Source organism: Exiguobacterium sp. BG5(2022), assembly GCF_031844365.1.
GTDB lineage: Bacteria > Bacillota > Bacilli > Exiguobacteriales > Exiguobacteriaceae > Exiguobacterium > Exiguobacterium profundum.
Map to the genome: position 1 here is coordinate 253869 of NZ_JAUZVB010000002.1, position 22232 is coordinate 276100.

The 22232-nt window shown below is 48.5% G+C and carries 27 protein-coding genes and 1 other annotated feature; of the genes, 14 read left to right on the forward strand and 13 right to left on the reverse strand.

Features of this window, described 5'->3' with window-relative positions:
• Positions 1-67 precede the first annotated feature (67 nt).
• Complete coding sequence (locus Q9R25_RS11635) at positions 68-859, reverse strand: endonuclease/exonuclease/phosphatase family protein (RefSeq protein WP_311283196.1); 792 nt, start codon at positions 857-859, stop codon at positions 68-70.
• A gap of 51 nt (positions 860-910) precedes the next feature.
• Positions 911-2539 (reverse strand): PTS transporter subunit IIBC, encoded by a 1629-nt coding sequence (locus Q9R25_RS11640; protein ID WP_159563335.1) that lies wholly within the window; start codon positions 2537-2539, stop codon positions 911-913.
• Between the two features lie 220 nt (positions 2540-2759).
• Here Q9R25_RS11640 and Q9R25_RS11645 point away from each other — a divergent pair, with 220 nt between their 5' ends.
• The 3 genes from Q9R25_RS11645 (at position 2760) to Q9R25_RS11655 (ending at position 4596) form a co-directional block, all read left to right on the forward strand.
• Positions 2760-3524 carry a TrmH family RNA methyltransferase gene (locus Q9R25_RS11645; RefSeq protein WP_078146108.1) on the forward strand — a complete coding sequence of 255 codons (765 nt, stop codon included), beginning with the start codon at positions 2760-2762 and terminating at the stop codon, positions 3522-3524.
• Complete coding sequence (locus tag Q9R25_RS11650) at positions 3496-4041, forward strand: GNAT family N-acetyltransferase (protein ID WP_015880469.1); 546 nt, start codon at positions 3496-3498, stop codon at positions 4039-4041. Before Q9R25_RS11645 ends, Q9R25_RS11650 begins: the two co-directional genes overlap by 29 nt.
• 87 nt (positions 4042-4128) lie before the next feature.
• Entirely contained in the window at positions 4129-4596 is a 468-nt protein-coding gene (locus Q9R25_RS11655; RefSeq protein ID WP_311283197.1) for a hypothetical protein, read from the forward strand.
• A 26-nt stretch (positions 4597-4622) separates the two neighbouring features.
• Here Q9R25_RS11655 and Q9R25_RS11660 read toward each other — a convergent pair whose 3' ends face one another.
• Entirely contained in the window at positions 4623-5120 is a 498-nt protein-coding gene (locus Q9R25_RS11660; protein WP_159563336.1) for a hypothetical protein, read from the reverse strand.
• Positions 5121-5230: 110 nt separating this feature from the next.
• Between Q9R25_RS11660 and Q9R25_RS11665 the strand changes: the two genes are divergently transcribed.
• A complete protein-coding gene (locus tag Q9R25_RS11665; RefSeq protein WP_196430339.1) occupies positions 5231-5887 on the forward strand; it encodes a TVP38/TMEM64 family protein in 657 nt (218 codons plus the stop codon).
• A 30-nt stretch (positions 5888-5917) separates the two neighbouring features.
• Here Q9R25_RS11665 and queF read toward each other — a convergent pair whose 3' ends face one another.
• The 4 genes from queF to queC are packed head-to-tail and all read right to left on the reverse strand — an operon-like array spanning position 5918 to position 8209.
• Positions 5918-6406 carry a preQ(1) synthase gene (gene queF, locus Q9R25_RS11670; protein WP_015880473.1) on the reverse strand — a complete coding sequence of 163 codons (489 nt, stop codon included), beginning with the start codon at positions 6404-6406 and terminating at the stop codon, positions 5918-5920.
• Positions 6407-6417: 11 nt separating this feature from the next.
• Positions 6418-7128: a 7-carboxy-7-deazaguanine synthase QueE gene (gene queE, locus Q9R25_RS11675; protein WP_031424381.1), complete on the reverse strand. Its 711-nt coding sequence runs from the start codon at positions 7126-7128 to the stop codon at positions 6418-6420.
• Complete coding sequence (gene queD, locus Q9R25_RS11680) at positions 7110-7568, reverse strand: 6-carboxytetrahydropterin synthase QueD (RefSeq protein ID WP_015880475.1); 459 nt, start codon at positions 7566-7568, stop codon at positions 7110-7112. Before queD ends, queE begins: the two co-directional genes overlap by 19 nt.
• Complete coding sequence (gene queC, locus Q9R25_RS11685) at positions 7565-8209, reverse strand: 7-cyano-7-deazaguanine synthase QueC (RefSeq protein WP_159563339.1); 645 nt, start codon at positions 8207-8209, stop codon at positions 7565-7567. The genes queD and queC overlap by 4 nt, the downstream gene beginning before the upstream one ends.
• A gap of 217 nt (positions 8210-8426) precedes the next feature.
• Here queC and nhaC point away from each other — a divergent pair, with 217 nt between their 5' ends.
• From nhaC to Q9R25_RS11710, 5 genes are all read left to right on the forward strand, one after another.
• Positions 8427-9803, forward strand: a complete 1377-nt coding sequence (gene nhaC / locus Q9R25_RS11690) for a Na+/H+ antiporter NhaC (RefSeq protein WP_159563340.1) — start codon at positions 8427-8429, stop codon at positions 9801-9803.
• Between the two features lie 84 nt (positions 9804-9887).
• A complete protein-coding gene (locus tag Q9R25_RS11695; RefSeq protein ID WP_311283198.1) occupies positions 9888-10472 on the forward strand; it encodes a DNA-3-methyladenine glycosylase in 585 nt (194 codons plus the stop codon).
• An 82-nt stretch (positions 10473-10554) separates the two neighbouring features.
• Positions 10555-11067 (forward strand): type 1 glutamine amidotransferase domain-containing protein, encoded by a 513-nt coding sequence (locus Q9R25_RS11700; protein WP_026824537.1) that lies wholly within the window; start codon positions 10555-10557, stop codon positions 11065-11067.
• Positions 11068-11233: 166 nt separating this feature from the next.
• Complete coding sequence (locus Q9R25_RS11705) at positions 11234-12304, forward strand: MFS transporter (RefSeq protein WP_311283199.1); 1071 nt, start codon at positions 11234-11236, stop codon at positions 12302-12304.
• A 115-nt stretch (positions 12305-12419) separates the two neighbouring features.
• Entirely contained in the window at positions 12420-13253 is an 834-nt protein-coding gene (locus tag Q9R25_RS11710; RefSeq protein ID WP_215244285.1) for an undecaprenyl-diphosphate phosphatase, read from the forward strand.
• 162 nt (positions 13254-13415) lie between these two features.
• On the opposite strand, the gene bshB2 is transcribed toward Q9R25_RS11710, so the two are convergent.
• The 3 genes from bshB2 to pdxK are packed head-to-tail and all read right to left on the reverse strand — an operon-like array spanning position 13416 to position 15314.
• Positions 13416-14066 (reverse strand): bacillithiol biosynthesis deacetylase BshB2, encoded by a 651-nt coding sequence (gene bshB2, locus Q9R25_RS11715; RefSeq protein ID WP_031424391.1) that lies wholly within the window; start codon positions 14064-14066, stop codon positions 13416-13418.
• Positions 14063-14434 carry a YojF family protein gene (locus Q9R25_RS11720; protein ID WP_074034952.1) on the reverse strand — a complete coding sequence of 124 codons (372 nt, stop codon included), beginning with the start codon at positions 14432-14434 and terminating at the stop codon, positions 14063-14065. Before Q9R25_RS11720 ends, bshB2 begins: the two co-directional genes overlap by 4 nt.
• Positions 14435-14489: 55 nt before the next feature.
• Entirely contained in the window at positions 14490-15314 is an 825-nt protein-coding gene (pdxK, locus tag Q9R25_RS11725; protein ID WP_015880484.1) for a pyridoxine/pyridoxal/pyridoxamine kinase, read from the reverse strand.
• Positions 15315-15500: 186 nt separating this feature from the next.
• Between pdxK and cbpA the strand changes: the two genes are divergently transcribed.
• On the forward strand, positions 15501-16136 hold the full coding sequence (cbpA, locus tag Q9R25_RS11730; RefSeq protein ID WP_031424393.1) for a cyclic di-AMP binding protein CbpA: 636 nt from the start codon (positions 15501-15503) through the stop codon (positions 16134-16136).
• Positions 16137-16148: 12 nt separating this feature from the next.
• Here cbpA and Q9R25_RS11735 read toward each other — a convergent pair whose 3' ends face one another.
• The 3 genes from Q9R25_RS11735 to Q9R25_RS11745 form a co-directional block, all read right to left on the reverse strand.
• Positions 16149-16694 carry a GNAT family N-acetyltransferase gene (locus Q9R25_RS11735; RefSeq protein WP_074034948.1) on the reverse strand — a complete coding sequence of 182 codons (546 nt, stop codon included), beginning with the start codon at positions 16692-16694 and terminating at the stop codon, positions 16149-16151.
• A 57-nt stretch (positions 16695-16751) separates the two neighbouring features.
• Positions 16752-17636 carry a diacylglycerol/lipid kinase family protein gene (locus Q9R25_RS11740; RefSeq protein ID WP_074034946.1) on the reverse strand — a complete coding sequence of 295 codons (885 nt, stop codon included), beginning with the start codon at positions 17634-17636 and terminating at the stop codon, positions 16752-16754.
• Between the two features lie 134 nt (positions 17637-17770).
• On the reverse strand, positions 17771-18145 hold the full coding sequence (locus Q9R25_RS11745) for a hypothetical protein (protein WP_015880488.1): 375 nt from the start codon (positions 18143-18145) through the stop codon (positions 17771-17773).
• Between the two features lie 159 nt (positions 18146-18304).
• On the opposite strand from Q9R25_RS11745, the gene Q9R25_RS11750 reads away from it, so the two are divergent.
• The 4 genes from Q9R25_RS11750 (at position 18305) to Q9R25_RS11765 (ending at position 22190) form a co-directional block, all read left to right on the forward strand.
• A complete protein-coding gene (locus tag Q9R25_RS11750) occupies positions 18305-18736 on the forward strand; it encodes a MarR family winged helix-turn-helix transcriptional regulator (RefSeq protein WP_047795835.1) in 432 nt (143 codons plus the stop codon).
• A gap of 119 nt (positions 18737-18855) precedes the next feature.
• The gene (locus tag Q9R25_RS11755) at positions 18856-19491 is read left to right on the forward strand and encodes an FMN-dependent NADH-azoreductase (RefSeq protein ID WP_078146124.1); all 636 of its coding nucleotides are present in this window, start codon (positions 18856-18858) and stop codon (positions 19489-19491) included.
• An 80-nt stretch (positions 19492-19571) separates the two neighbouring features.
• Complete coding sequence (locus Q9R25_RS11760) at positions 19572-20249, forward strand: uracil-DNA glycosylase (RefSeq protein WP_214784241.1); 678 nt, start codon at positions 19572-19574, stop codon at positions 20247-20249.
• Positions 20250-20392: 143 nt separating this feature from the next.
• Positions 20393-20586 (forward strand) — a binding site (T-box leader).
• Positions 20587-20630: 44 nt separating this feature from the next.
• Positions 20631-22190 carry an aromatic amino acid hydroxylase gene (locus Q9R25_RS11765; protein ID WP_264093090.1) on the forward strand — a complete coding sequence of 520 codons (1560 nt, stop codon included), beginning with the start codon at positions 20631-20633 and terminating at the stop codon, positions 22188-22190.
• Positions 22191-22232 lie beyond the last annotated feature (42 nt).

Below are 22232 nucleotides of genomic sequence, written 5' to 3' on the forward strand. Positions count from 1 at the left end.
TTATCACGTTACAAGATTTTCCCCAAAAGAAAAACCCTTTTCTCCCAAGTCGGAAGAAAAAGGTGAATCAACGCCAAAATACGGTGGCTTCGACACCGGCGTGGTCGGAGACGACAGGTCCGTTTTCGCCGTCGAAGACGACAGCATGACGGGAGACGTAAATGGGTGCATTCGTCAACATCAAGTCGATGCGTAGCGATTTCTTGTTTTCATCCCATCCGGCGATTTTCCCTTGGACGGTCGCATCGCCTTCGCGTTCCGTTGCGAGATGGAACAAGTCTTGAAGCCCACTATCCATCAAATAATCGTATCCTTCGCCTCGAATGAAAGCATCGTTGTTGAAATCACCGAGTAGGAGCGCGTGGTCGTCATGCTCCACGCGACGCAGGAGCTCGTCGAGTTGATGCTTCACTGGCTCCTCTTCGTCATGCCACCATCCGAGGTGACACGAGTAGACGGTCGTCGGCGTTTCAGGACCTTCAATCACGGCTTTGACGATTTTACGGGACTTGTAATTGTCAGGGTCCGTCGTCTTGGATACGAAGAACGACTCGGTCGATAAAAACGGTGTCCGTGACAAGATGGCGACGCCTTCCTCGTAAATGTCATATCCGTAATGGGCAAAGTCCCATGTCATGTGATAGTGAAGATCTAACTCTTTCAGGCGCTCGACGAGGACGTGTGCGAAGTTGTTCTCACGGATGTTCCCATAGATGAGGGGGGCCTCTTTATGTTGATTGACTTCTTGGAGCGCGATGAAGTCATACTCTTCGCTTGCGATACGTTCGACAATCGCATCGATTTTCTCTTGTTGACGGTCTTCTAACCAGGCATGACAATTGAGCGTTAAAATATTCACGATAGTCCTCCTTTAGAAAAAGGCCAACTCTCGAGCGAGTTGGCCAGTAGATTATGCACCGATGACGTCTTGAATGTCTGATTTCAATACGTCGGCTTTCGGGCCATAGATGGCTTGGACTCCACGGTCTTTCACGATAAGACCCATAGCGCCATTTTTCTTCCATTCTGGTTCGTCAGAGACGAGTGTAACGTCTTTAACGGTCACACGAAGACGAGTCATACATGCGTCGACATCCTCAATGTTTTCTTCCCCACCGAGAAGTGCAATAATCCCCATGACTTGTTCGTTACCTGTAACGGATGATTTTTCTGTCGTTTCTTCCATGTAGTTCCCGTTACGTCCTGGCGTCGGTAGGTTCATCTTCTTAATGAAGAAGTTGAAGACACCGAAGTTGAGGAAGAAGAACACGACAGAGACGAGCACGAAGTTGATCAAGTCTTGAAGAAGTCCTGCTTTGACAATCATCGGAATGCGCGTCAAGAGTTCGATTGCACCGAAGGCGTGTACTCGTAAGTCGATGATATCTGCCAATGCGAAGGCAGCACCGGCCATGAGTGCGTAAACGACATAAAGAACTGGTGCGACGAACATAAACATGAATTCGATCGGTTCTGTGACACCTGTCAAGAAGACAGCGAGTCCGGCTGATAAGAACATCGGCTTGTATTGTGCCTTCTTATCCGCGTCGACGTTGCGGTACATCGCATACGCGGCACCAATCAATGCAGCGAATGACAAGATGACTTGGCCGACTTTGAAGCGTGCTGGAACGACATCAGCGAGAAGCGCGTTGTATGCGGCCGTATCACCAGCAGCACGCAAGTTGACGAGGTCCGTCACCCATGCCAACCAGAGTGGGTCTTGACCGGCAACGACCGATCCAGCTGTCGCACCTGTTAAAATCGTATACGTTCCACCGAGCTCTGTGTAGTTCATTGGTACTGTGAGCATGTGGTGTAAACCGAACGGCAAGAGGAGACGTTCGAGCGCACCGTAGATGAACGGTGCGAGGACAGGCGCCGTGTTACGTGATGTGGCAATCCATTCACCAAAGCTGTTGAGTGCACCTTGGATGGTTGGCCATAGAATCGATAGAACGATGGCAGCAACGACTGAACCAAGGATAACGACGAATGGTACGAAGCGCTTCCCGTTGAAGAACGAGAGAGCGTTCGGCAACTTGTTGAAGTTGTAGAAACGGTTATATAGTGCACCACCGAGGAAACCGGCGATAATCCCGACGAACACACCCATGTTGAGGGCAGGTGAGCCGAGTACAGATGTGAAGTAATCAGCGACGACAAGGTTCGCACCGAAGAGTGACTCGATTGTCGCTTCCGGATCTTGAAGCATGGCACCGTTGACACCGAAGATGGCACCTGTGACACGGTTGATCAAGATGAAGGCGAGAAGTGCTGCGAATGCACCGCCTGCACGATCTTTTGCCCACGAACCACCAATCGCGACTGCGAAGAGGATATGTAAGTTGACGATGATGCCCCAACCTAAATCTTCAATGATACGAGCTGTTGTTAATAAGATACCGACATCTCCGGCTGACATTCCAATCAATTTTCCGATGGAAATCATCAAGCCGGCAGCTGGCATAACGGCGATGACGACCATCAAGGCCTTACCGAGTTTTTGCCAGAAATCGAATGAGATCAATTGTTTCATGCTATACGCTTCCTTCCTGTGAGGGAGTTTTATCTATTTTTTGTTTGCCAATAGTGCAATCGCTTGCATAAATGATTGTAATCGATTGCATAAATTCATGCAACCGTTTTCGCTATTTTCATTTGTTTTCATTTTTGAAGCGGGAATGGTAGATGTGAGGCGAACTTGTCAGTCGAATCGAATCTAGCTACAATATGATAGGTTGAAGGGAGCGAGAAAGATGGGTTGGAGACAGACGACATCTGCTTTGACGAAAGACGAGCAGATTGAATTAAAAGAAGAGTTATTGCAGAAGGGTGTATTGCACGAGGACGATCTTCCTCTCTACGAGATGCTCATGCCAGACCGCATTAAACGGATGTATGAAGTGTTGAATACACGAACGAACCATATCACGATTTTGACGGAAGGTGTGGACGATCCGCACAACCAATCCGCCGTGTTGCGTTCAGCCGATGCGTTCGGGGTACAAACGTTGCACGTCGTCGAAGGACGGGCAAAGTTCAAACCGAACTCGATTATCGCCAAGAGTGCCGACCGCTGGGTGGACGTCGTGGAGCATGGCTCCATTGAAGAGGCGATTGACGCTTTAAAAGAAGACGGTTACCAAGTATATGCGACGGCATTGAGTGAGGAAGCAATTCCGCTCGAAGAAGTGGATGTGTCGAAGCCGACCGTTCTTCTATTCGGGAATGAACATAGTGGTGTCTCGGAAACAGCACTCCATAAGGCGGACGGGAACTTTGTCATTCCGATGCAAGGGTATGTACAGAGTTTGAACATCTCCGTGGCGGCGGCGATTTCCTTGTACGATGTCACGACACGGTCACGACATATCGTGACGGATGGCTACGAGCTTCCGGTCGAAGATCAAGCGCGCATCTTCAAAGACTGGATGGTCAAGAGCTTACCGAAGCGTACGCTCGGACTATATAAACAAAAAGGTGTCACAGCTTTTGAACGGGAGACAGGAAATTCAGAATGAACGGCGAAATGAACAGACGTACGGAATCTTTGTCCAGAAACTGAAAGGGGATGGCACGATGAGTACGACGAGTTCATTTATCGTAAAAGATGTGACGAACAACTTTAAGGATTTTGAAGAGGACTTCTTCCGGCTGTACCGCACGTTATACGGTGACCTCGATCAGTTGCGATTTAAAGAGCGCCTGTATCGGCACGCCAATCCGTTAGTGCTGCTGGCTTTCTCTGAAGAGCAGCTAGTTGGCTTTAAAATTGGGTATGAGGCGGAGCCTTATCGGTTTTATAGCTGGGCGGGCGGCGTACACCCGGACTTCCAGAAACATGGCATCGGTCGCAAGCTGATGGACACGCAACTCGAATGGGTCGAAGCGCAAGGGTTCCATTCGATTCGGACGAAAGCACGCAATACGAACAAAGGGGTCATCATCTTGAACCTCCTTTGCGGATATGACATCATGGGCGCTTACACAGAAGATGGCGAGCCGCGCATCATGATGGAGAAACAACTGAACAGTTGAATCGATGCCGCGGTCGTGTGATCGCGGTTTTTTTGTTGAAACCGATTCGACTGAATGAACGTACTTAAAGAAAAGGGGGAATTTGAAATGTCTACTTTAGAATTTGGGGCGGACCCATTTTTCACGATCATCAATTTATTCTTTCCACTCATGTTTTTCACCATTGTTGGACTTATCGCATTTGGTGTCATCAAATCAAGTCGAAGTTACTCTAAAACATCAAATACATTGAAGGACTTACAACAATTCGCCTCGCAGCTCGCCGATGTCCCGGCCGACGATACGGCTGAGCGCTTAGCAGACTATTTACGGGGCATCGATTCCTTCTCGATTGAACGGACACGCATGGAGCCGTTCCGTGTCGCGCTCGGATGCTATCAATTGGTGATGGAGTCTGACGCTGTTCGCGAAGAGACGAAAGAGCGGGTCGATCGTCAATATAAGCGTCTCGGGATTTTGGACGGAGAAAAATTTGCCGATGAGGCACCACCACGTCGACGTTCTTCTTCATCGAGTCATCATGATATCCATCACAATCACCATGACCATATGTAAAAAAGCGAAGGAATCCCTTCGCTTTTTTACATATATCGTGATGCATCAAATTCAATGTCAGTCTGATAACGGACGGCCTGAATGGCACTTTCGATTCGAATGGCACGCTTCTTAATATCGCGTGCTTTCAAGCGATATAGTTCGGGGTCATATAAGGCGTGTTTGATCACGGCAACTCCGTGCACATAGTCTTTCTTCGGACGAAGCGATAATTTCTCATAAAGTCGTGCCTGGACACGTAACTGAATGGCGAGCTCGATTGCCTCGACGAGCGGGAGTGGACCGTCATGCGTCTCAACGACGGCTTGGACGTTCGCCTCTTGAATGAGACGGTCGAGCTGACGTAAGTCTAGACGAATGTGTTCAAGTTCCATCTCGATGTCTTGAAGGGAACGGGACTGAATGGTCGGAATGGATTCATTCGCTTGAAGCGAGATGAACGCCACATGCTCAATCTCTTCGGTCAATGTATCGATTTGCTCATGGAGCAGCTGTTTCAATGTTAGGGCATCTGCAAGGTTCATATCGATTTCCTCCTTCTGCTTTTTCTAACCGTACCACATCGAGATGGCTGAAAAAAGGTGGATGACATCCTCGATTACGGGAATAAAAGCAAATAGAGAGGAGGAGGACGATGAAGAAGTGGAAGATACAATGGATGATTGCACTCGTCCTACTCCTGTTCGGGACGGCGACATTCCTTTATCAGTGGGTTGATGTAAGCCCAGGCGATATACGGGACTACATCATTCAATTCGGATGGTTGGCTCCGCTCATTTACATTTTATTGTTCACCGTTCGTCCGCTCATCTTGTTTCCCACGTCCGTCTTGTCGGTCGCCGGAGGATTGGCGTTTGGGATGTTACCGGGCGTCATCTATACCGTCATCGGGGCGACGTTGAGTGCGCTTGTTGCGTATTATGTGGCAATTTATTTCGGCGATCGTTTCCTGCATCACTTCGAATCAACGAATTACGAAGCCATTCAGCATAAAATCGAAGAAGATGGTTTCTTTTACGTCCTCATCTTACGTCTCATCCCGCTCGTCAATTTCGATTTGGTCAGCTATGCTTCTGGTTTGGCAAAAGTAAACGTACTCGCCTATCTGTTTGCGACCGTCGTTGGTATGATTCCCGGGGCGTTCGCGAACAATTTTCTCGGGAGTAGTATCGCCAGTGGGGATTGGACGCTCATCGCCTTGGCATTTGGGATCATGCTCGTGTTGACGCTCGTTGCGACCGTGTTCCGCGAACCGATTAAGCGACAGATTCATCGCTATCAAAAAAAGTAGGCGACTCCAGATGGAGCGCCTACTTTTCAATTAACGGTTGTCAACCGTCTCTGGATACAGGTCATGGTTGAACAGACGATGCTCCGCCATTTTTTCGTACTTCGTACCCGGTTTTCCGTAGTTGTAGTACGGATCGATCGAGATACCGCCACGTGGTGTGAATTTCCCCCACACTTCGAGATAGCGCGGTTCCATCAATTTCACGAGATCTTTCCCAATGACGTTGATGCAGTTCTCGTGGAAGTCACCGTGGTTACGGAAGCTAAACAAGTACAACTTCAACGACTTCGACTCGACGAGTTTCTCATCCGGGATGTATGAGATGTAGATGGTTGCGAAGTCCGGTTGGTTCGTGATCGGGCATAACGATGTGAATTCTGGTGCGTTGAATTTAACGAAGTAGTCGTTCTCAGGATGACGGTTCGGGAACGCCTCCAGAACGTCTGGTGTGTATTCAAAAATATAAGGGACGCTCTTCTGTCCGAGGAGCGAGAGGTCTTGTAAGTCTTCTGGTCTCATGTTCATTCTCCTTACACGCCACGTTCGTTGGCGTACAGTAATGTGTGTAGTTGCGGTAGGACGCGGACGCTTTGCCATGACGGATCACGTGCAACGTCTTCCCATAGTTGTTTCAAACGACGGAGCTGGGCATCGGTGATGTCGCCGTCTGCACCGGGCTCAGGGTTACCAGCCGACAAATACATGACGTCCGGTGAGTAGCGCTGCTGCACTTCTTTCGCGTAGGCAAGGTCCACTTCATCAAAGACAGCAACTTTGAATGTCGTCTGCTCCGGGCGCAACCGTTCGACGATAGCGTCTAGTTGCTCCCAGTTCGTTTTCATACCAGACGATGGAGGTTTTGGACTGAGGGTCACGTCATCGATTTGTGTGAGCCAGTCTTGATAGCGGCTGCCTTGCGTCTCGACGGCGAGTGTGACGCCTCGTTCTTTCAACTTCTCGACCAGGTCTCCCATAGCCGCGATAAGGAGTGGATTGCCACCCGAGATGGTGACGTAATCGTACATACCAAGTGCATCCAGGCGAGCAATCACCTCATCGGCTGTCAGCATGTCCGGTTTTTCTGAACCGTCCCACGTAAAGGCGGAATCGCACCACGAACAGCGATAATCGCAACCGGCGGTCCGAACGAACATCGTCTTTTGTCCGATGGCGCGTCCTTCTCCTTGAAAGGTCGGTCCGAACACTTCAAGAACAGGGATTTTCACGATTCCACCAACCATTCACGGCGGAACTCAGCGTAAGACGTTGGCGTTTCATACAGACGGACGAACTCGACACGGACGTCGCGTTCATTTGGCAAGTGTGTCGCCAGTTGTTCAAAAATCCAATAACACATGTTTTCTGCAGTTGTATTCATATAAGGGAGTGACTCGTTTAAATAGCGATGATCGAGATACGGCTCAAGCTCTTCTTTGAAGATCTTTTTCAAATCACCAAAGTCGAGTGTCATGCCGCGATTGTCGAGAAAGCCGCTGACACCCATCTGGAGCTTATACGTATGACCATGAAGGGCACGACATTTGCCGTCATAGTCAAAGAGATGGTGCGCCGCGTCGAACGTTACTTCTTTGACGATTTGAACGCGATGCGGACAGTAGATGAGCGATCCTTCTTGCTTTGATTCGACACTGGTCGGAGCGAGGAATGGAGCATGTTTCATACGCGCACCTCCTCGTAAGCTGTAAGTCCGTTTTGACGAAGCTTACACGCCGGACATTCTCCACAACCTGAACCGATGACACCGTTGTAGCAAGTAAGCGTGCGTTCTTTGACATAGTCAAAGGCACCGAGTTCGTCGGCGAGAGCCCACGTTTCTTTTTTATCGAGCCACATGAGCGGTGTGTCGATGACAAATGGATAATCCATCGCTAAATTGAGTGTCACATTGAGTGATTTGATGAATTGGTCTCGGCAATCCGGGTAACCTGAAAAGTCCGTTTCACATACACCGGTCACGATGTGATGCATACCGAGTTGTTTGGCCATGACGGCTGCAAACGATAAGAATAGATGGTTGCGTCCATCGACGAACGTGTTTGGGACGTCCGCATTGTCGATGTCGAGATCGTGTCTCGTGAGCGCGTTTGAAGTGAGTTGTCCGAGTAGGGACAAATCGAGGATGTGGTGTGGGACATCGAGTTCTGTCGCAATTTCTTTGGCGACTTCGATTTCCGCATCATGGCGTTGACCATATGCGAACGTCACCGCCTCCACATGAGAGAATTGTTGTTTTGCCCAAAACAGGCAAGTGGTTGAATCTTGGCCACCACTAAAGACGACCAATGCTTTTTCGTGTTGCATGAAGCACACTTCCTTTTCGCTAGTTTTGATGTCGGAGGAGGTTACGAACTCCGGAGGTCACCCTCAAGCATATAATTTATCATAAAAAGACGTTTGACAGGGAGAAAGGAAGCGAGTATAGTAAAAAACATCACTGACATGCTTTTGTGCATAAAAGCGTTTAAGCGGTTAGGCGAAATAATAAATAAAGAAGATATAACGAAAGGAGGGGACGTCGATGCAGATGAAAGGAAAAGAAGCTGTATTCGTCGTGTTGATGAGCGGGATTACCTTGCTCGCACTGATGTTTTTGGCCAAAGCGACGCCACATATGGCGATTTTTGGCACAATGGTAATAGTAGGTGGATATGCGTATTATCGTTCACGCGACTTCAAACAGATTGAAACGGCGATGATCAACGGAATTCGTGAAGCGATCATGCCGGTGTTGATTTTGTTGTTGATTGGGATGCTCATCGGAGTATGGCAAATGTCCGGGACGGTCGCGACGATCCTCTCCATCGGTCTAAATACAATCTCTGCTGAATGGTTCTTGCCGAGTGTCTTGTTGATCACGATGATCGTCTCGACCTTCACAGGAAGCGCCTTTACAACCGTCGGAACGGTCGGTGTCGCCTTATTTGGAATCGGGACGGCACTAGGCATCTCGCCAGCGCTCGCTGCAGGTGCCATCGTGTCGGGCGCCCTCTTCGGAGACAAGATGAGCCCGTTGTCGGATACGACGAACTTTGCACCGGCAGTGGCGGGGGTCAAACTGTTCGACCACATTCGCTTCATGATGGGGACGACGATTCCAGCGTTCATCATCACGTTGATTTTATTCACGTTCCTCGGACGTAGCGGTCAAACTGCCGACACGGCACAAATCGCAGAGGCGCAAGCCGCGCTCAGTGGACGTTTCGACCTCTCATGGCTCACGTTGATTGCTCCTGTCCTTGTCGCAGTACTGGCCTTCCGCCGCATGCCGGTCTTACCGACGATGCTCGTCGGGATGTTCGCCGGTGTGTTGACGGCCGGTTTCGTTCAAGGGAACTGGAGCATCTCGAACTGGCTCGGTGTCATGCAGTCGGGCTTTAAGTCAGGTGTCGAAAATGAATTGATTGCGAATGTACTCGATAAAGGTGGTCTTGAATCGATGCTCTGGTCGGTCAGTCTCGTCTTGATCGCCCTCGCGTTCGGTGGCTTATTACGTGAACTCGGTGTCTTCCAAGCCATCGTTGAATCGTTGCTCGAGCGTTTGAAGTCACCAGGGAGCTCGGTCCTATCAGTTGTCCTCAGTTCAATCGGGGTCAACTTGCTCGCAGGAGAACAGTACTTGTCGATTCTCTTGCCGGGTCAGGCGTTCAAGCAAGGGTTTATCGATCGTGGGATCGACCCGCGCTACTTGTCACGGGCGCTTGAGGACGGTGGAACTGTGATCAACCCGCTCATACCTTGGGGTGTCTCGGGAGCTTTCTTCGCAGCGACACTCGGCGTACCTGTATTGGAATACGCACCGTTTGCCTTCTTCCTCTGGCTCAGCCCGGTCTTCTCCATCATTTTGGGATACGTCCGATTGGGAAAACAACGTGAATCGCTCAAAATCGCATCATAACGTCCAGGTGTCCTGCCATGCAGGGCATCTTTTTTGTGTGCAAGCTACGATTTTTGAGAAAATGAAACAAATGGAGGTGGAACCATGAAGCGACTCGATTTAGCATTTTATGAACAACCGACACTTGACTTGGCGCGTGCCTTACTCGGGCAATATTTGGTGAGGCGACATCCAGAAGGTGACATCATCGCGAAGATTGTCGAGACGGAAGCTTACCTCGGTGCCATCGACCGAGCAGCGCATAGCTTCGGAGGGCGTCGGACGAAGCGAACGGAAGTCATGTTTGGGAAACCGGGGTATGTGTACACCTATCAGATGCATACGCATACGCTCTTGAACGTGGTTAGTGGACCAGTCGGCACACCAGAAGCCGTCTTGATTCGAGCTGTCGAACCGATTCAAGGCCATGAATGGATTGCAACGAACCGTCCTGGGGTGAAGCGATATGACCAAACGAACGGACCAGGGAAATTGACGAAAGCACTCGGAATCACGATGGATTTATACGGTCATTCCTTTCAACAAGACCCACTCTATATCGTGGAGGGTGAGGCTGGAGTAGTGATTGAGGCGGGTCCACGCATTGGCATCCCGAACACGGGCGAGGCGCGTGACTATCCGTATCGATTTTTTGAACGCGACAATCCGTACGTCTCGAAGTTCCGTTGAATGCTCCTGGAGATGTTTAACTGATTCATGCCAGTGGAACAGTCCCTATGTGCATAAAACAAACAGAGGGAGTGTTTAGAACATGGCAAAAGTAGCAACGCTCATTACAGATATGTTTGAAGATGTAGAATTCACGGGTCCCCGTGACGCATTGGTGGATGCGGGACATGACGTCGTGACAATCGAGAAGAAAGCTGGCAACACGGTGGAAGGAAAGCAAGGAGAGGCGAAAGTGAACATCGATCAATCGATTGACGATGTATCGCCGGAAGATTTTGATGCCCTTCTTTTACCTGGCGGGTTCTCACCTGACTTATTGCGAGAAGACGAGCGTTTTGTTTCGTTCGCCAAAGCCTTCATGGATGCGAAGAAGCCTGTCTTTGCCATCTGTCACGGACCACAGCTGTTGATTACGGCGAAGACATTAGAAGGTCGTGACGCAACCGGCTATAAATCGATTAAAGTCGATATGGAGTATGCCGGAGCGAAATATGCGGACAAAGAAGTCGTTGTCTGTCAAAATCAGCTTGTGACGAGCCGTCAACCAGATGATATTCCGGCATTCAATCGTGAGATTCTCAACTTATTAAAATAACACGTCGACCACGAGAGGAATCTCGTGGTTTTTTTGTGCATTCGGGAATAAGAAAGATAAGGAGGCGATTCAAATGAGAAAACGAGCACGTTCACCGAGTTAAGTTCGTCGAAACATTGTTTGGTTAGGGTGCATTCGCTGGTTTGAAGGGCTGATTCCCGCATACGTGATTGAACGGTTGTTTTGGGAGTCGCGAGGCATCACCATTCAAGAAGTTGTCTATTTAGAGATGGTATATGCGCTGATCATCGTTCTGTTTGAAGTGCCGACTGGCGTGTGGGCGGACCGCACGACACGGCGTCGACTGATCCAGGTAGGTGTAGCCTTAGAGTGGCTATCATTTTGGATTCTCTTATACTCGTTCACATTCACCGGTTTTTTTGTCGCAATCAGCTGTTCGGCTGTAGGATCGGTTATTCGAAGTGGGGCAGAGAATGCCTTGTTGTACGAATCGTTACAGGAGAGTCAGGAAGTGTCGTCATTTGAACGGGTTCTTGGGAAACTGAATGCGATTGGGATTGTTGCCGCTGTGACGGCGGCATTGAGTGGCAGTATGTTGGCTCAGTATCTTCCCTTGGAGTGGAACTACAAGCTCTCCATCGTGAGTCTATTGATTGCGACTACCTGTAGCCTATCTCTCATCGAACCGACTCGACGAGAGATAGAAGAGCGTTTGACGTGGTGGCATTTGCTGAAAGGTTTTCAATTCATTTGGTCGAACAAGCAACTATGGCATGTCACTATCAGTTTTTTAGCAGCCGTATCCGCATTCAATTTCATCGATGAGTTCTGGCAATTGTATGCACGTGATGTATCCATCCCGATCTATTGGTTCGGTGCCATTTCAAGCATCCTACTCTTGATTCAGTTACCTGGACAACTTTTTGCAGGGACGCTTATACGATTTGCGTCATCCGAACATTGGTTAAACGGGTTCGGTTGGCTAATGGGCGGTGGATTTCTTGTCATCGGACTTTTTCCGAATCCAATCGGAATCGGGCTGATGGGGCTGTTGGCTCTTATATATGGAGCGATGGAGCCGCTCTATTACGGTCTTCTGCATCATCAAGTTCCTTCATCCATTCGAGCGACGACGGAATCATCCGTCTCGATGCTATGGCATCTCGGTATCCTCGTGTTGGGGTTTGTCTTTATTGTAGGAACGACAGTGTCGCTATTTTTGGCGTTCATCTTAATCGGGCTTGTCGTTTGGTTCGTTCATGCGACCGCCCGATAATTTTTACAGACATGGGTCATAAGCCATGTCTGTTTTTACGTCTTAAGACGGACGAAAGATTGTGCCGAGAAGTGTATGATGAGAACAATCTTAACGAGTCAATAGGAGAAACAACGTGGAATGGTATGAATTATTTGTAGGATTTTTGTTAGGTGTCGTTGAGGGATTGACGGAATTTGCCCCAGTCTCGTCGACCGGTCATATGATTCTCGTGGACGGTCTCTGGTTGAATTCGAGTCAATTTTTAGGTCAGGAAGTAGCGAACACGTTTAAAATCGTCATTCAATTAGGGTCGATTTTAGCGGTCGTGGTCGTCTTTCGAGATCGGTTCAAAGCGTTACTGAATCCAAAGTCGCTCCTCACCTTAAGACAAAGCGGAACCACACGTCAGTTCAATCTCATACATATTTTGATCGGATTGCTGCCTGCTGGCGTCCTTGGTGTACTGTTTGAGGACTACATCGATACACATCTCTTCTCAGTCAAGACGGTGTTGATTGGGTTAGTCATTGGGGCATTCTTTATGATTGCCGCAGATTTATCCGGCGTGAAGCGTCAGACGACCGCTACGCTAGATGACATCACGTACAAGCAAGCACTTGGTGTCGGGTTGATTCAATGTTTCTCGCTATGGCCTGGGTTCTCTCGGTCCGGTTCAACGATTTCTGGAGGGGTTCTCCTCGGAATGAGTCACCGGGCAGCGGCAGATTTTACGTTCATCATGGCGGTACCGATCATGTTTGGAGCGAGTGCGTTGTCACTGTACAGCAAATGGACGTACTTCACGCTCGATACGTTACCCGTGTTTGTCGTCGGTTTCGTCAGCGCGTTTTTGTTCGCACTTCTTTCGATTAAATTCTTTTTGAAGTTGATCAACAAAGTGAAATTGATGCCGTTTGCGGTCTATCGAATCGTATTGGCCATCGTGATTTACGTTCTTTACTTCTAAAAAAAACACGTGCGAAGAGCACGTGTTTGAAACCAATGAATGGAATTGTTCGTAAAGTCTAGAAGAGGTGAAAACATGGGACAAATCGTTGTAGTATTCGGAACGTTAATCGGTCTTGGGACCGTCGGGGCATTGCTTTATATGACCCGTCTAGCCTATGAATCATGAGAACGGATAATGATAGAAGCGCTCACGTTGGAGTAACTCCATGACGTGGGCGTTTTCTGCGTTATCGATCGCACGAAGCAGACCTTCCGTCTGAGACCGGTGGGCAAACAGGGCATCTTTCTTTTGTTCGCTCTCTTCCGTTACATCGACGATGACGTGAGGTTGTCCGAGTTCGTCTTCTGTGCGGCGGTCAAAGGCGACACCTAAGAACTCAGGGCGCGTCTCGCCCATCTCTTGAAGCGCTCGTACGACGGCACGGGCTGTCGCTTCATGGTCCGGGTGGACGGCATATCCTGGATAGAATGAGATGACGGTTTCCGGCTTCACTTCGTCAATCAATGCGCGGAAGCGACCAGCGAGCTCGGCCTCGTCCTCAAATTCGACGGTCTTGTCACGAAGACCCCACATGCGCAGGTCCTCGATGCCCATCATGCGACATGCTTCTTCGAGTTCATGTTTTCGAATTTTCGGCAGTTCTTCACGTGTCGTAAAGATTGGAGAACCCATATTACGTCCCATTTCACCGAGCGTCAAACAGACATATGTGACGGGTAGTCCTTTTTGACGATGTTGGATAATCGTTCCGGCCGAGCTGAACGCCTCATCGTCCGGGTGTGGGAATATGACGAGTAACGGTCCATTCATTGATTCTCCACCTCCGATGCGCCTTGTGGGAGCGGCTTGATATCGATGTGCAGCGCACATGCGAGACGACCGAGACGATCGTGACCAGCGAGTAACAACTGTTCTTCGTGCATTTCATAGTCGGTCAATCCCTCGACATAGAGCCAACCGTGATCGAGTTTTAAACCGACACGATAGGGACCATTTCCTTTAATTTGACCGATGCTGTATTCGATTTTGGCATTACGGATAAACATCCCGGCGTTATGAAAGTCCGGGTCATTATGTGTCGCGTAGGCACCGTTCGTCGTCTCGACATGGACGAAAAGTGGTGTCGCGACGTGATTGTCTAAATAGTGCTGAATGTGATCAGGTTGAATCGCTTTCACGTCTGTCCCTCCAATGGAAAGGATGACCCGAAACACGTAGTTCCGGGTCATCTGTTTACGATTGTGTTGCTACTTTTTTACGGTATCCGGTATGGTTCGTCGGTCCAACGTATTGGTTGAGACGGAATGAATGACGAACGGCTTCTGTGATGAACTCTTTTCCGATTTCAATCGCTTCTTCGACCGTGTGACCGTTGGCGAGTGAGGCTGCGATGGCAGAAGAGAACGTACATCCGCCGCCGTGTGTGAACGCAGGCTCGATTTTTTCACTTTCAAGAAGGCGGAATTCGTTTCCGTCGTACAAGACGTCGAATGCTGTATCGAATCCGAGTTTGCCACCGACTTTGACGATGACGATCTCTGCGCCGAGTTCATGGATTAAACGAGCGGCTTCTTTGATTTCGTCCATCGTTGCGGGTGTTTTATCAAGGCCAGCGAGCATACGCGCCTCGAATAAGTTCGGTGTGATGATTTTTGCGACTGGTACGAGGTGTTGACGCATCGCGACCGCAACGTTCGGATCAAGAATCTCATCCGCACCTTTACATGCCATGACCGGATCGACGACGGCATTCTGGATTCCGTATTCTTTAATCTTCCGTGCTGCGAGTTCGATGATTTCAGGTGTCGGGAGCATACCTGTCTTCACTGCATCGACTCCAATTCCAGCGAGCACCGTATCGATTTGTTTCTCGATCAAGGTCGTGTCGATTGGAAAGACTTCGTGATTCCATGCGTTATGTGGGTCTTGTGCCACGATGACAGTCAAAGCTGTCATACCGTATACACCGAGTTCTTCCATCGTTTTGAGGTCGGCTTGGATTCCCGCGCCGCCGCTTGTGTCAGAACCGGCAATCGTCAATGCTTTTTTCATCGTCATAATCGTCCATCCCCTTTGTCTGTTTGGATAGTTTCACTATAACGACTTTTTTGAATTCCGACAAATGCAAGGATTACGAGAAGTGTTCATAACTTTTCAGAAAAAGTATGCAGGATATTCATCATATTTGGGGAATAATAATGAATAGGGTGTAGACCACTTTATTATTGGCTGGGAGGAAAACGCATGTTAGTGCATAGCTTATGTATCCCGAAGAAAGATGTTGTCACCATCAGTGAAAAGGCAACATTGCGGGAAGCGCTTCATACGCTTGAAGAAACAGGATACCGTTGTGTACCTGTTTTAGACGAGACGGGGAAATTTTTCCGCGGTAACATTTACAAGATGCATATTTATCGTCATGGAATGAACGGGGAAAACATGGACGATAATGTGATGACACTCATCAAGAATACACAAAAGTACGTCCATGAGTCAGATGGATTCTTTGAAGTATTTTTCTCAATCAAAGAGTTGCCGTACATTGCTGTATTGAAAGATGAGAGCAATGAATTTTATGGCATTCTTCCCCACGGTAAGATGCTCGGGATGCTCGAAGAAGCATGGAGTCGCGACACGGGTAGTTACGTCTTGACAATCGCCTTGAGCGAACAGGCTGGGGCACTTGAGAAAATCACGAAAATCGTGAACAAATATACATCAATCGCGAGCTTGATGACGCTCGATGCGAAAAGTAAAGTATTGCGACGGGTACTCGTGACACTACCACCAGACTGTGAAGAAGACATGAAAAACAAGGTTGTCTCTAAGCTTGAACAAAAAGGCTTCCGGATTGTCGAAGTTGAGAACTTAAAGAACTAAGTCAAAACCCTTTCACTTGGCGTGAAAGGGTTTTTCGTCGAGTCGTTTTTCCATCCGAATATCGGACCAAAATTGACCGTCCCAGTAGGTGAAGTGCTCGATCCGGCCGATTTCTTGATATCCACATTTCGTATAGAGACGATGGGCCGCATGGTTGAAAGCGAATACGCCAAGTTCCATACGAGGTGTTTGTTTGGCTCGCAATTGCTCTTCTAACAAACGAAGAGCTTCTGTGCCAACGCCTTTTCCGCGACCTACAGATTCGCCGATGACGAAACCGAGCCAAGCTGTACCGGGTTCTTGTCGATATAAATGAGGCGGGTCATACATGACGTTCATTTCTCCGACGAGATGGTCATCTGCATAGATGAGGAAAATATCGTGCGTTAAGAGTCGTTCTTCTAAATCGTCAACCGTCATCTCATAATGGGCGGTCAATTCTTCTTTAGAGCGGCTCGGGCGAATAAGATGGACGATCTCAGGATCGTTATTCCAACGATTGAATGTATCGACGATGTCGCCGGATGCGACTGTTAATGGAACAAGTGAGATATTGATAGGTCATTCTCCTTTCTCGCTTGAACACATTCGATTCAATCGTCAAAATTCCTGCTCTTATACCGGCTTTAATACGTTTAAGTGGCTCGGCAATACTTCAAAGGTGAGCGGTAGCTTGCCGCCTGTGTCCCCGTCAGCATTTACAGGAAGCGCATCAGGCGAGGTCACGTTCACCCGTGACGTACAAAATGAGGTGACGCTATCCGTTTCCTTCAACTTTCCTGTAAAGAGGGCGGGTGTTAATTGAAGTGCGTCCTTTAACCCGAGCTCTTCAAAGATATAGACGTGAAGAAGACCATCATTAAGTCGCGCGTCCGGTTCGAAGTTTTCAAATCCTCCGACCGAGTTCGTCAAGGCGATGACGACGAGATAAGCCTCGCCATCAAACTCCCCGTCTTTACTGTCAAGCGCCAACTCATAAGGACTATGTTCACGGAACGCTTTTACACCCTCAATCAAGTAAGCGAACGGTCCCCATTTCGTCTTCTCTTCCACACTTACTTCGTCGACAGCTTCGGCAATGAGCCCGATGGCGATGACGTTCATGAAATAACCGTTCTCATACTTTCCGATATCCATCGGTGTCGGTTCAGCGTCGCGGAGAGCCTCGATTGCTTGTTTAGGGTCACTTGGGACACCGAGTGCACGGGCGAGGTCGTTGACCGTCCCAAGTGGAATGATGCCGAAGTCAGGTCGATGAGTAGCCTCGGCTAGACCGGTCACCGCTTCGTTCAAGGTTCCGTCCCCACCCATCGCAATCACGGCCTGATAGTGCTTTTCTGCCGCTTCACGTGCGAAGTTCGTCGCATCCTGTTCCTTTTCAGTGAAGCGGACATCGACGTGTCCATATCGTTCGCGCAACACCTCTTCGGCATGTGTTGCGTGTTGTTCCCCCAACTCTTTCCCTGAGGATGGATTGACGATTAACATGACTGTGTCCATTCCAACATGTCTCCTTTTCAACTCGAATACTGTCCTTTATTCCCGTCAAAGAAAGCAGATACTCCTAAAAAATCCCCATGTCGATTAGCTATCTCGCTCTAATCTTCAAGGGGATGCGTTGGGCATTCGATTGTTTAATAATGACGGAATGCGGACATATCTAAATGACTTGCTTCCGACTCGTCCACGGCAAGTTCGATGCGCAAGTGTTCATTGAACGGGGAGACGAGAGCCCCCATACAGGCGACCGGTTCATGATCGGGGACCGGTGATTTACGTTTCGTTTTGACGAATAAATAGTCCGATCGTTTCAACGTCAATAAGAAACGTTCCACGGCATGCGGTTCACGGGTCACGTTTGGCCAAGGTAAATGATTGAATAATAAAAAGACCGCGCCTTCTTTTTCGAGCGCATAGTCCGGTGCGATGCCTTCCCGATTCAACAAATCGATGACAGCATGCAAAAACTCCCGTTTAATCGTCAATGAAATTTCGTAATACTCACGCATACGGTCCACCCTTTCTTAAAATCACAATACTACCATTCTAAACGTTTCCGACATGGGCGACAATGAAGAAGTTCCTTGACGAAGTATTTTTCCCGGCTTATACTGCATAAGTCCTGCTATACTAGTGATATATGATGAACGAATTGAGGTGAAACCGACATGATTGAATCCCTTGAATTGAAGGCGTGGGTCGTTCTTGCGCGTACGATGGATGCCATCAGTGATCGTGTGAAAGAAGATTTACGACGCCACCAGTTAAATTCAACAGAGTTCGGTGTTTTATCCGTACTGTATAAACGAGGAGACACCCCGTTGCAACAAATTGGGGATCAGATTTTGATTACGAGCGGTAGCGTGACATATGTGATCGATAAGTTGGAGAAGCGAGGGCTGATTGAACGAATCGCCTGCCCGTCTGACCGACGTGTCACATATGCTTCATTGACAGACGATGGAAAGGCGCTCATGGACGTCGTCTATCCGCAACATATTGAAATCTTCAAAGATATATATGGACCGTTAAGTGATGAAGAGACGGAACAATTGATTTCGTTATTGAAACGAGTCGGTTATAACGCAGCGGGCAAATAAAGCCCGTTGCTTTTTTATTCAATATCTTGAAATTAAAATAATTGACGATGAGATATACAGATGATATAGTTCTAACTGTTATTGAAAAATTAGAGATTACACAAATGGAGGATTACACGATGACTAAAGTATTATATGTATCGGCTAACCCGAAACCAACTGAACTTTCATACAGCAAACAAGTGGCAGAAACATTCGTTTCGACACTCCAAGCAGAAAATCCATCAATCGAAGTGGAAGCAATCGAACTCTACGATGTTGATGTTCAAGAAATCGACGGAGATGTGCTCAGTGCATGGGGCAAATTCGCTTCAGGCGAAGCGCTCACTGATGTAGAAGCGAAAAAGGTAGGCACAATGAGCGGCATGCTTGAGAAATTCATGGAAGCGGACCTTTACGTGTTCGCGACTCCAATGTGGAACTTCTTCTTCCCAGCACGTATGAAAATGTTCCTCGATAGCGTGCTCATGGCAGGTAAAACGTTCCGTTACACGGAGCAAGGTCCTGTCGGCTTGCTTGAAAACAAACAAGCGATCCACATCCAAGGGACAGGCGGAATCTACACAGGAACTGACCTTAACTTCGCAGACGCATACCTTCGCCAAGCGCTCGCGTTCGTCGGTGTATCTGAAGTGACGACGGTAGCGGTCGAAGGGATGAACCAATACCCAGATAAAATCGAAGAGATCGTTGCAGACGCGAAAGCGAAAGCTGAAGCACTTGCGAAAGAAGTTGCAGGCGCAGTAACGGTATAACCTAGAGAGACGAGTCGATTGACTCGTCTTTTTGTATGCATTTATTTTGGGTATGATACAAAGGGAAAGGGGAGTATGCAATGGCAGATCAGTTATCGAGTCGACTACTTGGAGATTGGGCGGATATTGTCCAAGAAGAGATGAAACGACCTTATTTTCAACAGTTGAAGCAATTCGTCGACCAAGCTTATGAAGAAACGATCGTTTACCCGGCCCGAGAAGATATTTGGAACGCATTTATTCACACAAAATTTAGTGAAGTGAAGTGCGTCATTTTAGGGCAAGATCCGTACCACGGACCGAATCAAGCGCATGGACTCAGTTTTTCGGTGCAGGACGGGGTTCGTTTCCCACCGTCTCTACGAAACATCTTTCAAGAACTAAAAGATGACGTTGGATGTGATCTCCCGAAGAGTGGCAATCTCGAGAAATGGGCGAAACAAGGCGTCCTTCTCTTAAATACGGCACTGACGGTTGAAGCGGGAAAGGCGGGCTCTCACCGTGGAAAAGGATGGGAACAGTTCACTGATTCCATCATTGAGCGGCTCGGGAGTCGTGAGGAACCGATTGTATTCATCTTGTGGGGAAATGATGCGAAGAAGAAAATGAAATGGATTGGAGACCAACATAAAGTGCTCACGTCGGTACATCCAAGTCCTTTGTCATCCCATCGTGGATTCTTCGGTTCTAAGCCATTCTCCAAAGTAAACGATACATTGAAGGAGTGGGGAAAATCTCCGATTGAGTGGTGTCTCTGACAGTTTGCGAAAATTCGCAGGCTGTTTTTTGTTGACGCTTTTGTTTAGCTTTGGTACAGTAACTAACAAGACGTCACTTTAGTGCTTAAAAGCATATATGCATAACAGCATAACTGTAGAAAAGATAAAGAATTGGATATGTAAGAAAAGCGAAGAAAGAACCGAAGTAGAGACATCTTCCCTGGCCCAGAGAGCGTGTGGTGCTGCGAACACGCCCAAAAGATGAATCGAATTACAGTTCCTGAGCTCTCATCATTGAGCGGTCCCCCGTTATCGGATCAAGCGGCTAGAATTTTTCTAGCAACCAGGGTGGTACCGCGGCTTTGTCGTCCCTATCGATTCAATCGATAGGGATTTTTTGATTTTAAAGGAGGACTTCACATGTTGACACAATCGATTCCAAAACACCTAGCCCCACATATTTCACCGCAGTTCTACAATGAATACACACCAACAGATCATGCCGTTTGGCGTTTCGTGTTGCGGTTGAACTTGCACACGTTAGAAGGGAAGGCGCATCCGTTTTACATCGAAGGATTGAAACGGACGGGAATGGGACCGAATCGATTGCCGAACGTCGAACAGATGACGGATGAGATGCAGGCGGCAGGATGGTCGACGGTCGCAGTGGATGGGCTCATCCCCGGCGTTGCCTTTTTTGACTTCCAAGGAAACGGGATGCTCCCGGTCGCGACAGACATTCGGAAAGTCGAGAATATTTTATACAGTCCAGCCCCTGACATCATTCACGAGGCGGCGGGACATGCGCCAATGTTGATGGACCCGACGTTTTCGGCAATCGTCAAACGCTTCGGTCAATTAGGGGCCAAGGCGTTCATGAACCGAGAAGAACATGCCTCGTTCGCCGCATTGAAACGCTTGACGATTGTGAAGGAGAATGCGAATTCGACCGAACAGGATATCGAGGCGGCGGAGAAAGCCGTACATGAGGCGAAAGCGCAAGTGACTGGCTTTTCTGAAGCACAACAGGTCGCGCGGATCTTTTGGTGGACCGTTGAATTCGGATTGATTGGTGACCTCGACAACCCGATGATTTACGGGGCAGGCCTCTTATCATCGGTAGGAGAGAGCCGTCACTGTCTGACAGATGCGGTCGTCAAACATCCATTCGACTTGGAGCACGCGCTACAGACGAAGCAAGACGTGACAAACATGCAAAAAGAGCTATTCGTTATTCCAAACTTTGAGACGCTCTCTTCTGTCTTAGATGAACTAGAGGGAAGAATGGCGATTCGAAAAGGTGGGATTGAATCTGTGGCGAAAGCGTTGGCGTCAGGAAGTCAATCGACGATTCGACTTGAAGATGGATCAGAACGTGTCGGCATCGTTCGTCACATGACGGAGTCGAAAGAACATACGCTCATTCAATGGGATGAATGTTCAATTGTACAACATGGACAGCTCACGCAAAAAGAGCGACACGGGCTACTGATCGCTCATGACACAGAGTCCGCGCTCGATCGCGATGACCTCTTTGAGGACGGGACGAGCATTCGGCAAGCATGTGCATCCGGTGCACTCGAAGACGTGACGGTTCACCTAGAAGGACGGACGATCTCACTCGACTCGCTAGAAGTACGCGTCGATTCGCTTCCATCAGTTTTCCCAGGAACAACGGTAGACGAGCTGATGATGATTGAAAAACCGGTGATCATCGAACGGGATGAACGTGTATGGACGAACGATGATCCGATGTTCAACCGCATCCATCTCATGCGTGAGCGGGGAGAATCAATCGATGGTCTCATCCCAGAGATTTTAACGAACCACCCTGACGCCTGGTTATTACACATCGAGTGCCTGGAGTTGGTGAAGGATGAAGGACTGAAACAGACATTGATTGAACGTCTTGAAGCATTGCGTCAAACTTCCCCATCCCGAAATGAATTGATTGGTCGCGCGTTCGAACTATTGCGCTAACGAAAAGAGGCGACGTTTTCCACTGTAGGAGAACGTCGCCTC

Excerpts from the sequence above, each read along its gene's own strand:
- Q9R25_RS11755 (WP_078146124.1), top strand. The coding sequence starts at position 18,856 with ATGACTAAAGTATTATATGTATCGGCTAACCCGAAACCAACTGAACTT.
- bshB2 (WP_031424391.1), bottom strand. The coding sequence starts at position 14,066 with ATGAATGGACCGTTACTCGTCATATTCCCACACCCGGACGATGAGGCG.
- Q9R25_RS11695 (WP_311283198.1), top strand. The coding sequence starts at position 9,888 with ATGAAGCGACTCGATTTAGCATTTTATGAACAACCGACACTTGACTTG.
- Q9R25_RS11740 (WP_074034946.1), bottom strand. The coding sequence starts at position 17,636 with ATGGACACAGTCATGTTAATCGTCAATCCATCCTCAGGGAAAGAGTTG.
- Q9R25_RS11700 (WP_026824537.1), top strand. The coding sequence starts at position 10,555 with ATGGCAAAAGTAGCAACGCTCATTACAGATATGTTTGAAGATGTAGAA.
- queE (WP_031424381.1), bottom strand. The coding sequence starts at position 7,128 with ATGGTTGGTGGAATCGTGAAAATCCCTGTTCTTGAAGTGTTCGGACCG.
- Q9R25_RS11645 (WP_078146108.1), top strand. The coding sequence starts at position 2,760 with ATGGGTTGGAGACAGACGACATCTGCTTTGACGAAAGACGAGCAGATT.
- Q9R25_RS11745 (WP_015880488.1), bottom strand. The coding sequence starts at position 18,145 with ATGCGTGAGTATTACGAAATTTCATTGACGATTAAACGGGAGTTTTTG.
- cbpA (WP_031424393.1), top strand. The coding sequence starts at position 15,501 with ATGTTAGTGCATAGCTTATGTATCCCGAAGAAAGATGTTGTCACCATC.
- Q9R25_RS11640 (WP_159563335.1), bottom strand. The coding sequence starts at position 2,539 with ATGAAACAATTGATCTCATTCGATTTCTGGCAAAAACTCGGTAAGGCC.
- queF (WP_015880473.1), bottom strand. The coding sequence starts at position 6,406 with ATGAGACCAGAAGACTTACAAGACCTCTCGCTCCTCGGACAGAAGAGC.
- Q9R25_RS11765 (WP_264093090.1), top strand. The coding sequence starts at position 20,631 with ATGTTGACACAATCGATTCCAAAACACCTAGCCCCACATATTTCACCG.
- queD (WP_015880475.1), bottom strand. The coding sequence starts at position 7,568 with ATGAAACATGCTCCATTCCTCGCTCCGACCAGTGTCGAATCAAAGCAA.
- Q9R25_RS11665 (WP_196430339.1), top strand. The coding sequence starts at position 5,231 with ATGAAGAAGTGGAAGATACAATGGATGATTGCACTCGTCCTACTCCTG.
- Q9R25_RS11760 (WP_214784241.1), top strand. The coding sequence starts at position 19,572 with ATGGCAGATCAGTTATCGAGTCGACTACTTGGAGATTGGGCGGATATT.
- pdxK (WP_015880484.1), bottom strand. The coding sequence starts at position 15,314 with ATGACGATGAAAAAAGCATTGACGATTGCCGGTTCTGACACAAGCGGC.
- Q9R25_RS11750 (WP_047795835.1), top strand. The coding sequence starts at position 18,305 with ATGATTGAATCCCTTGAATTGAAGGCGTGGGTCGTTCTTGCGCGTACG.
- queC (WP_159563339.1), bottom strand. The coding sequence starts at position 8,209 with ATGCAACACGAAAAAGCATTGGTCGTCTTTAGTGGTGGCCAAGATTCA.
- nhaC (WP_159563340.1), top strand. The coding sequence starts at position 8,427 with ATGCAGATGAAAGGAAAAGAAGCTGTATTCGTCGTGTTGATGAGCGGG.
- Q9R25_RS11655 (WP_311283197.1), top strand. The coding sequence starts at position 4,129 with ATGTCTACTTTAGAATTTGGGGCGGACCCATTTTTCACGATCATCAAT.
- Q9R25_RS11660 (WP_159563336.1), bottom strand. The coding sequence starts at position 5,120 with ATGAACCTTGCAGATGCCCTAACATTGAAACAGCTGCTCCATGAGCAA.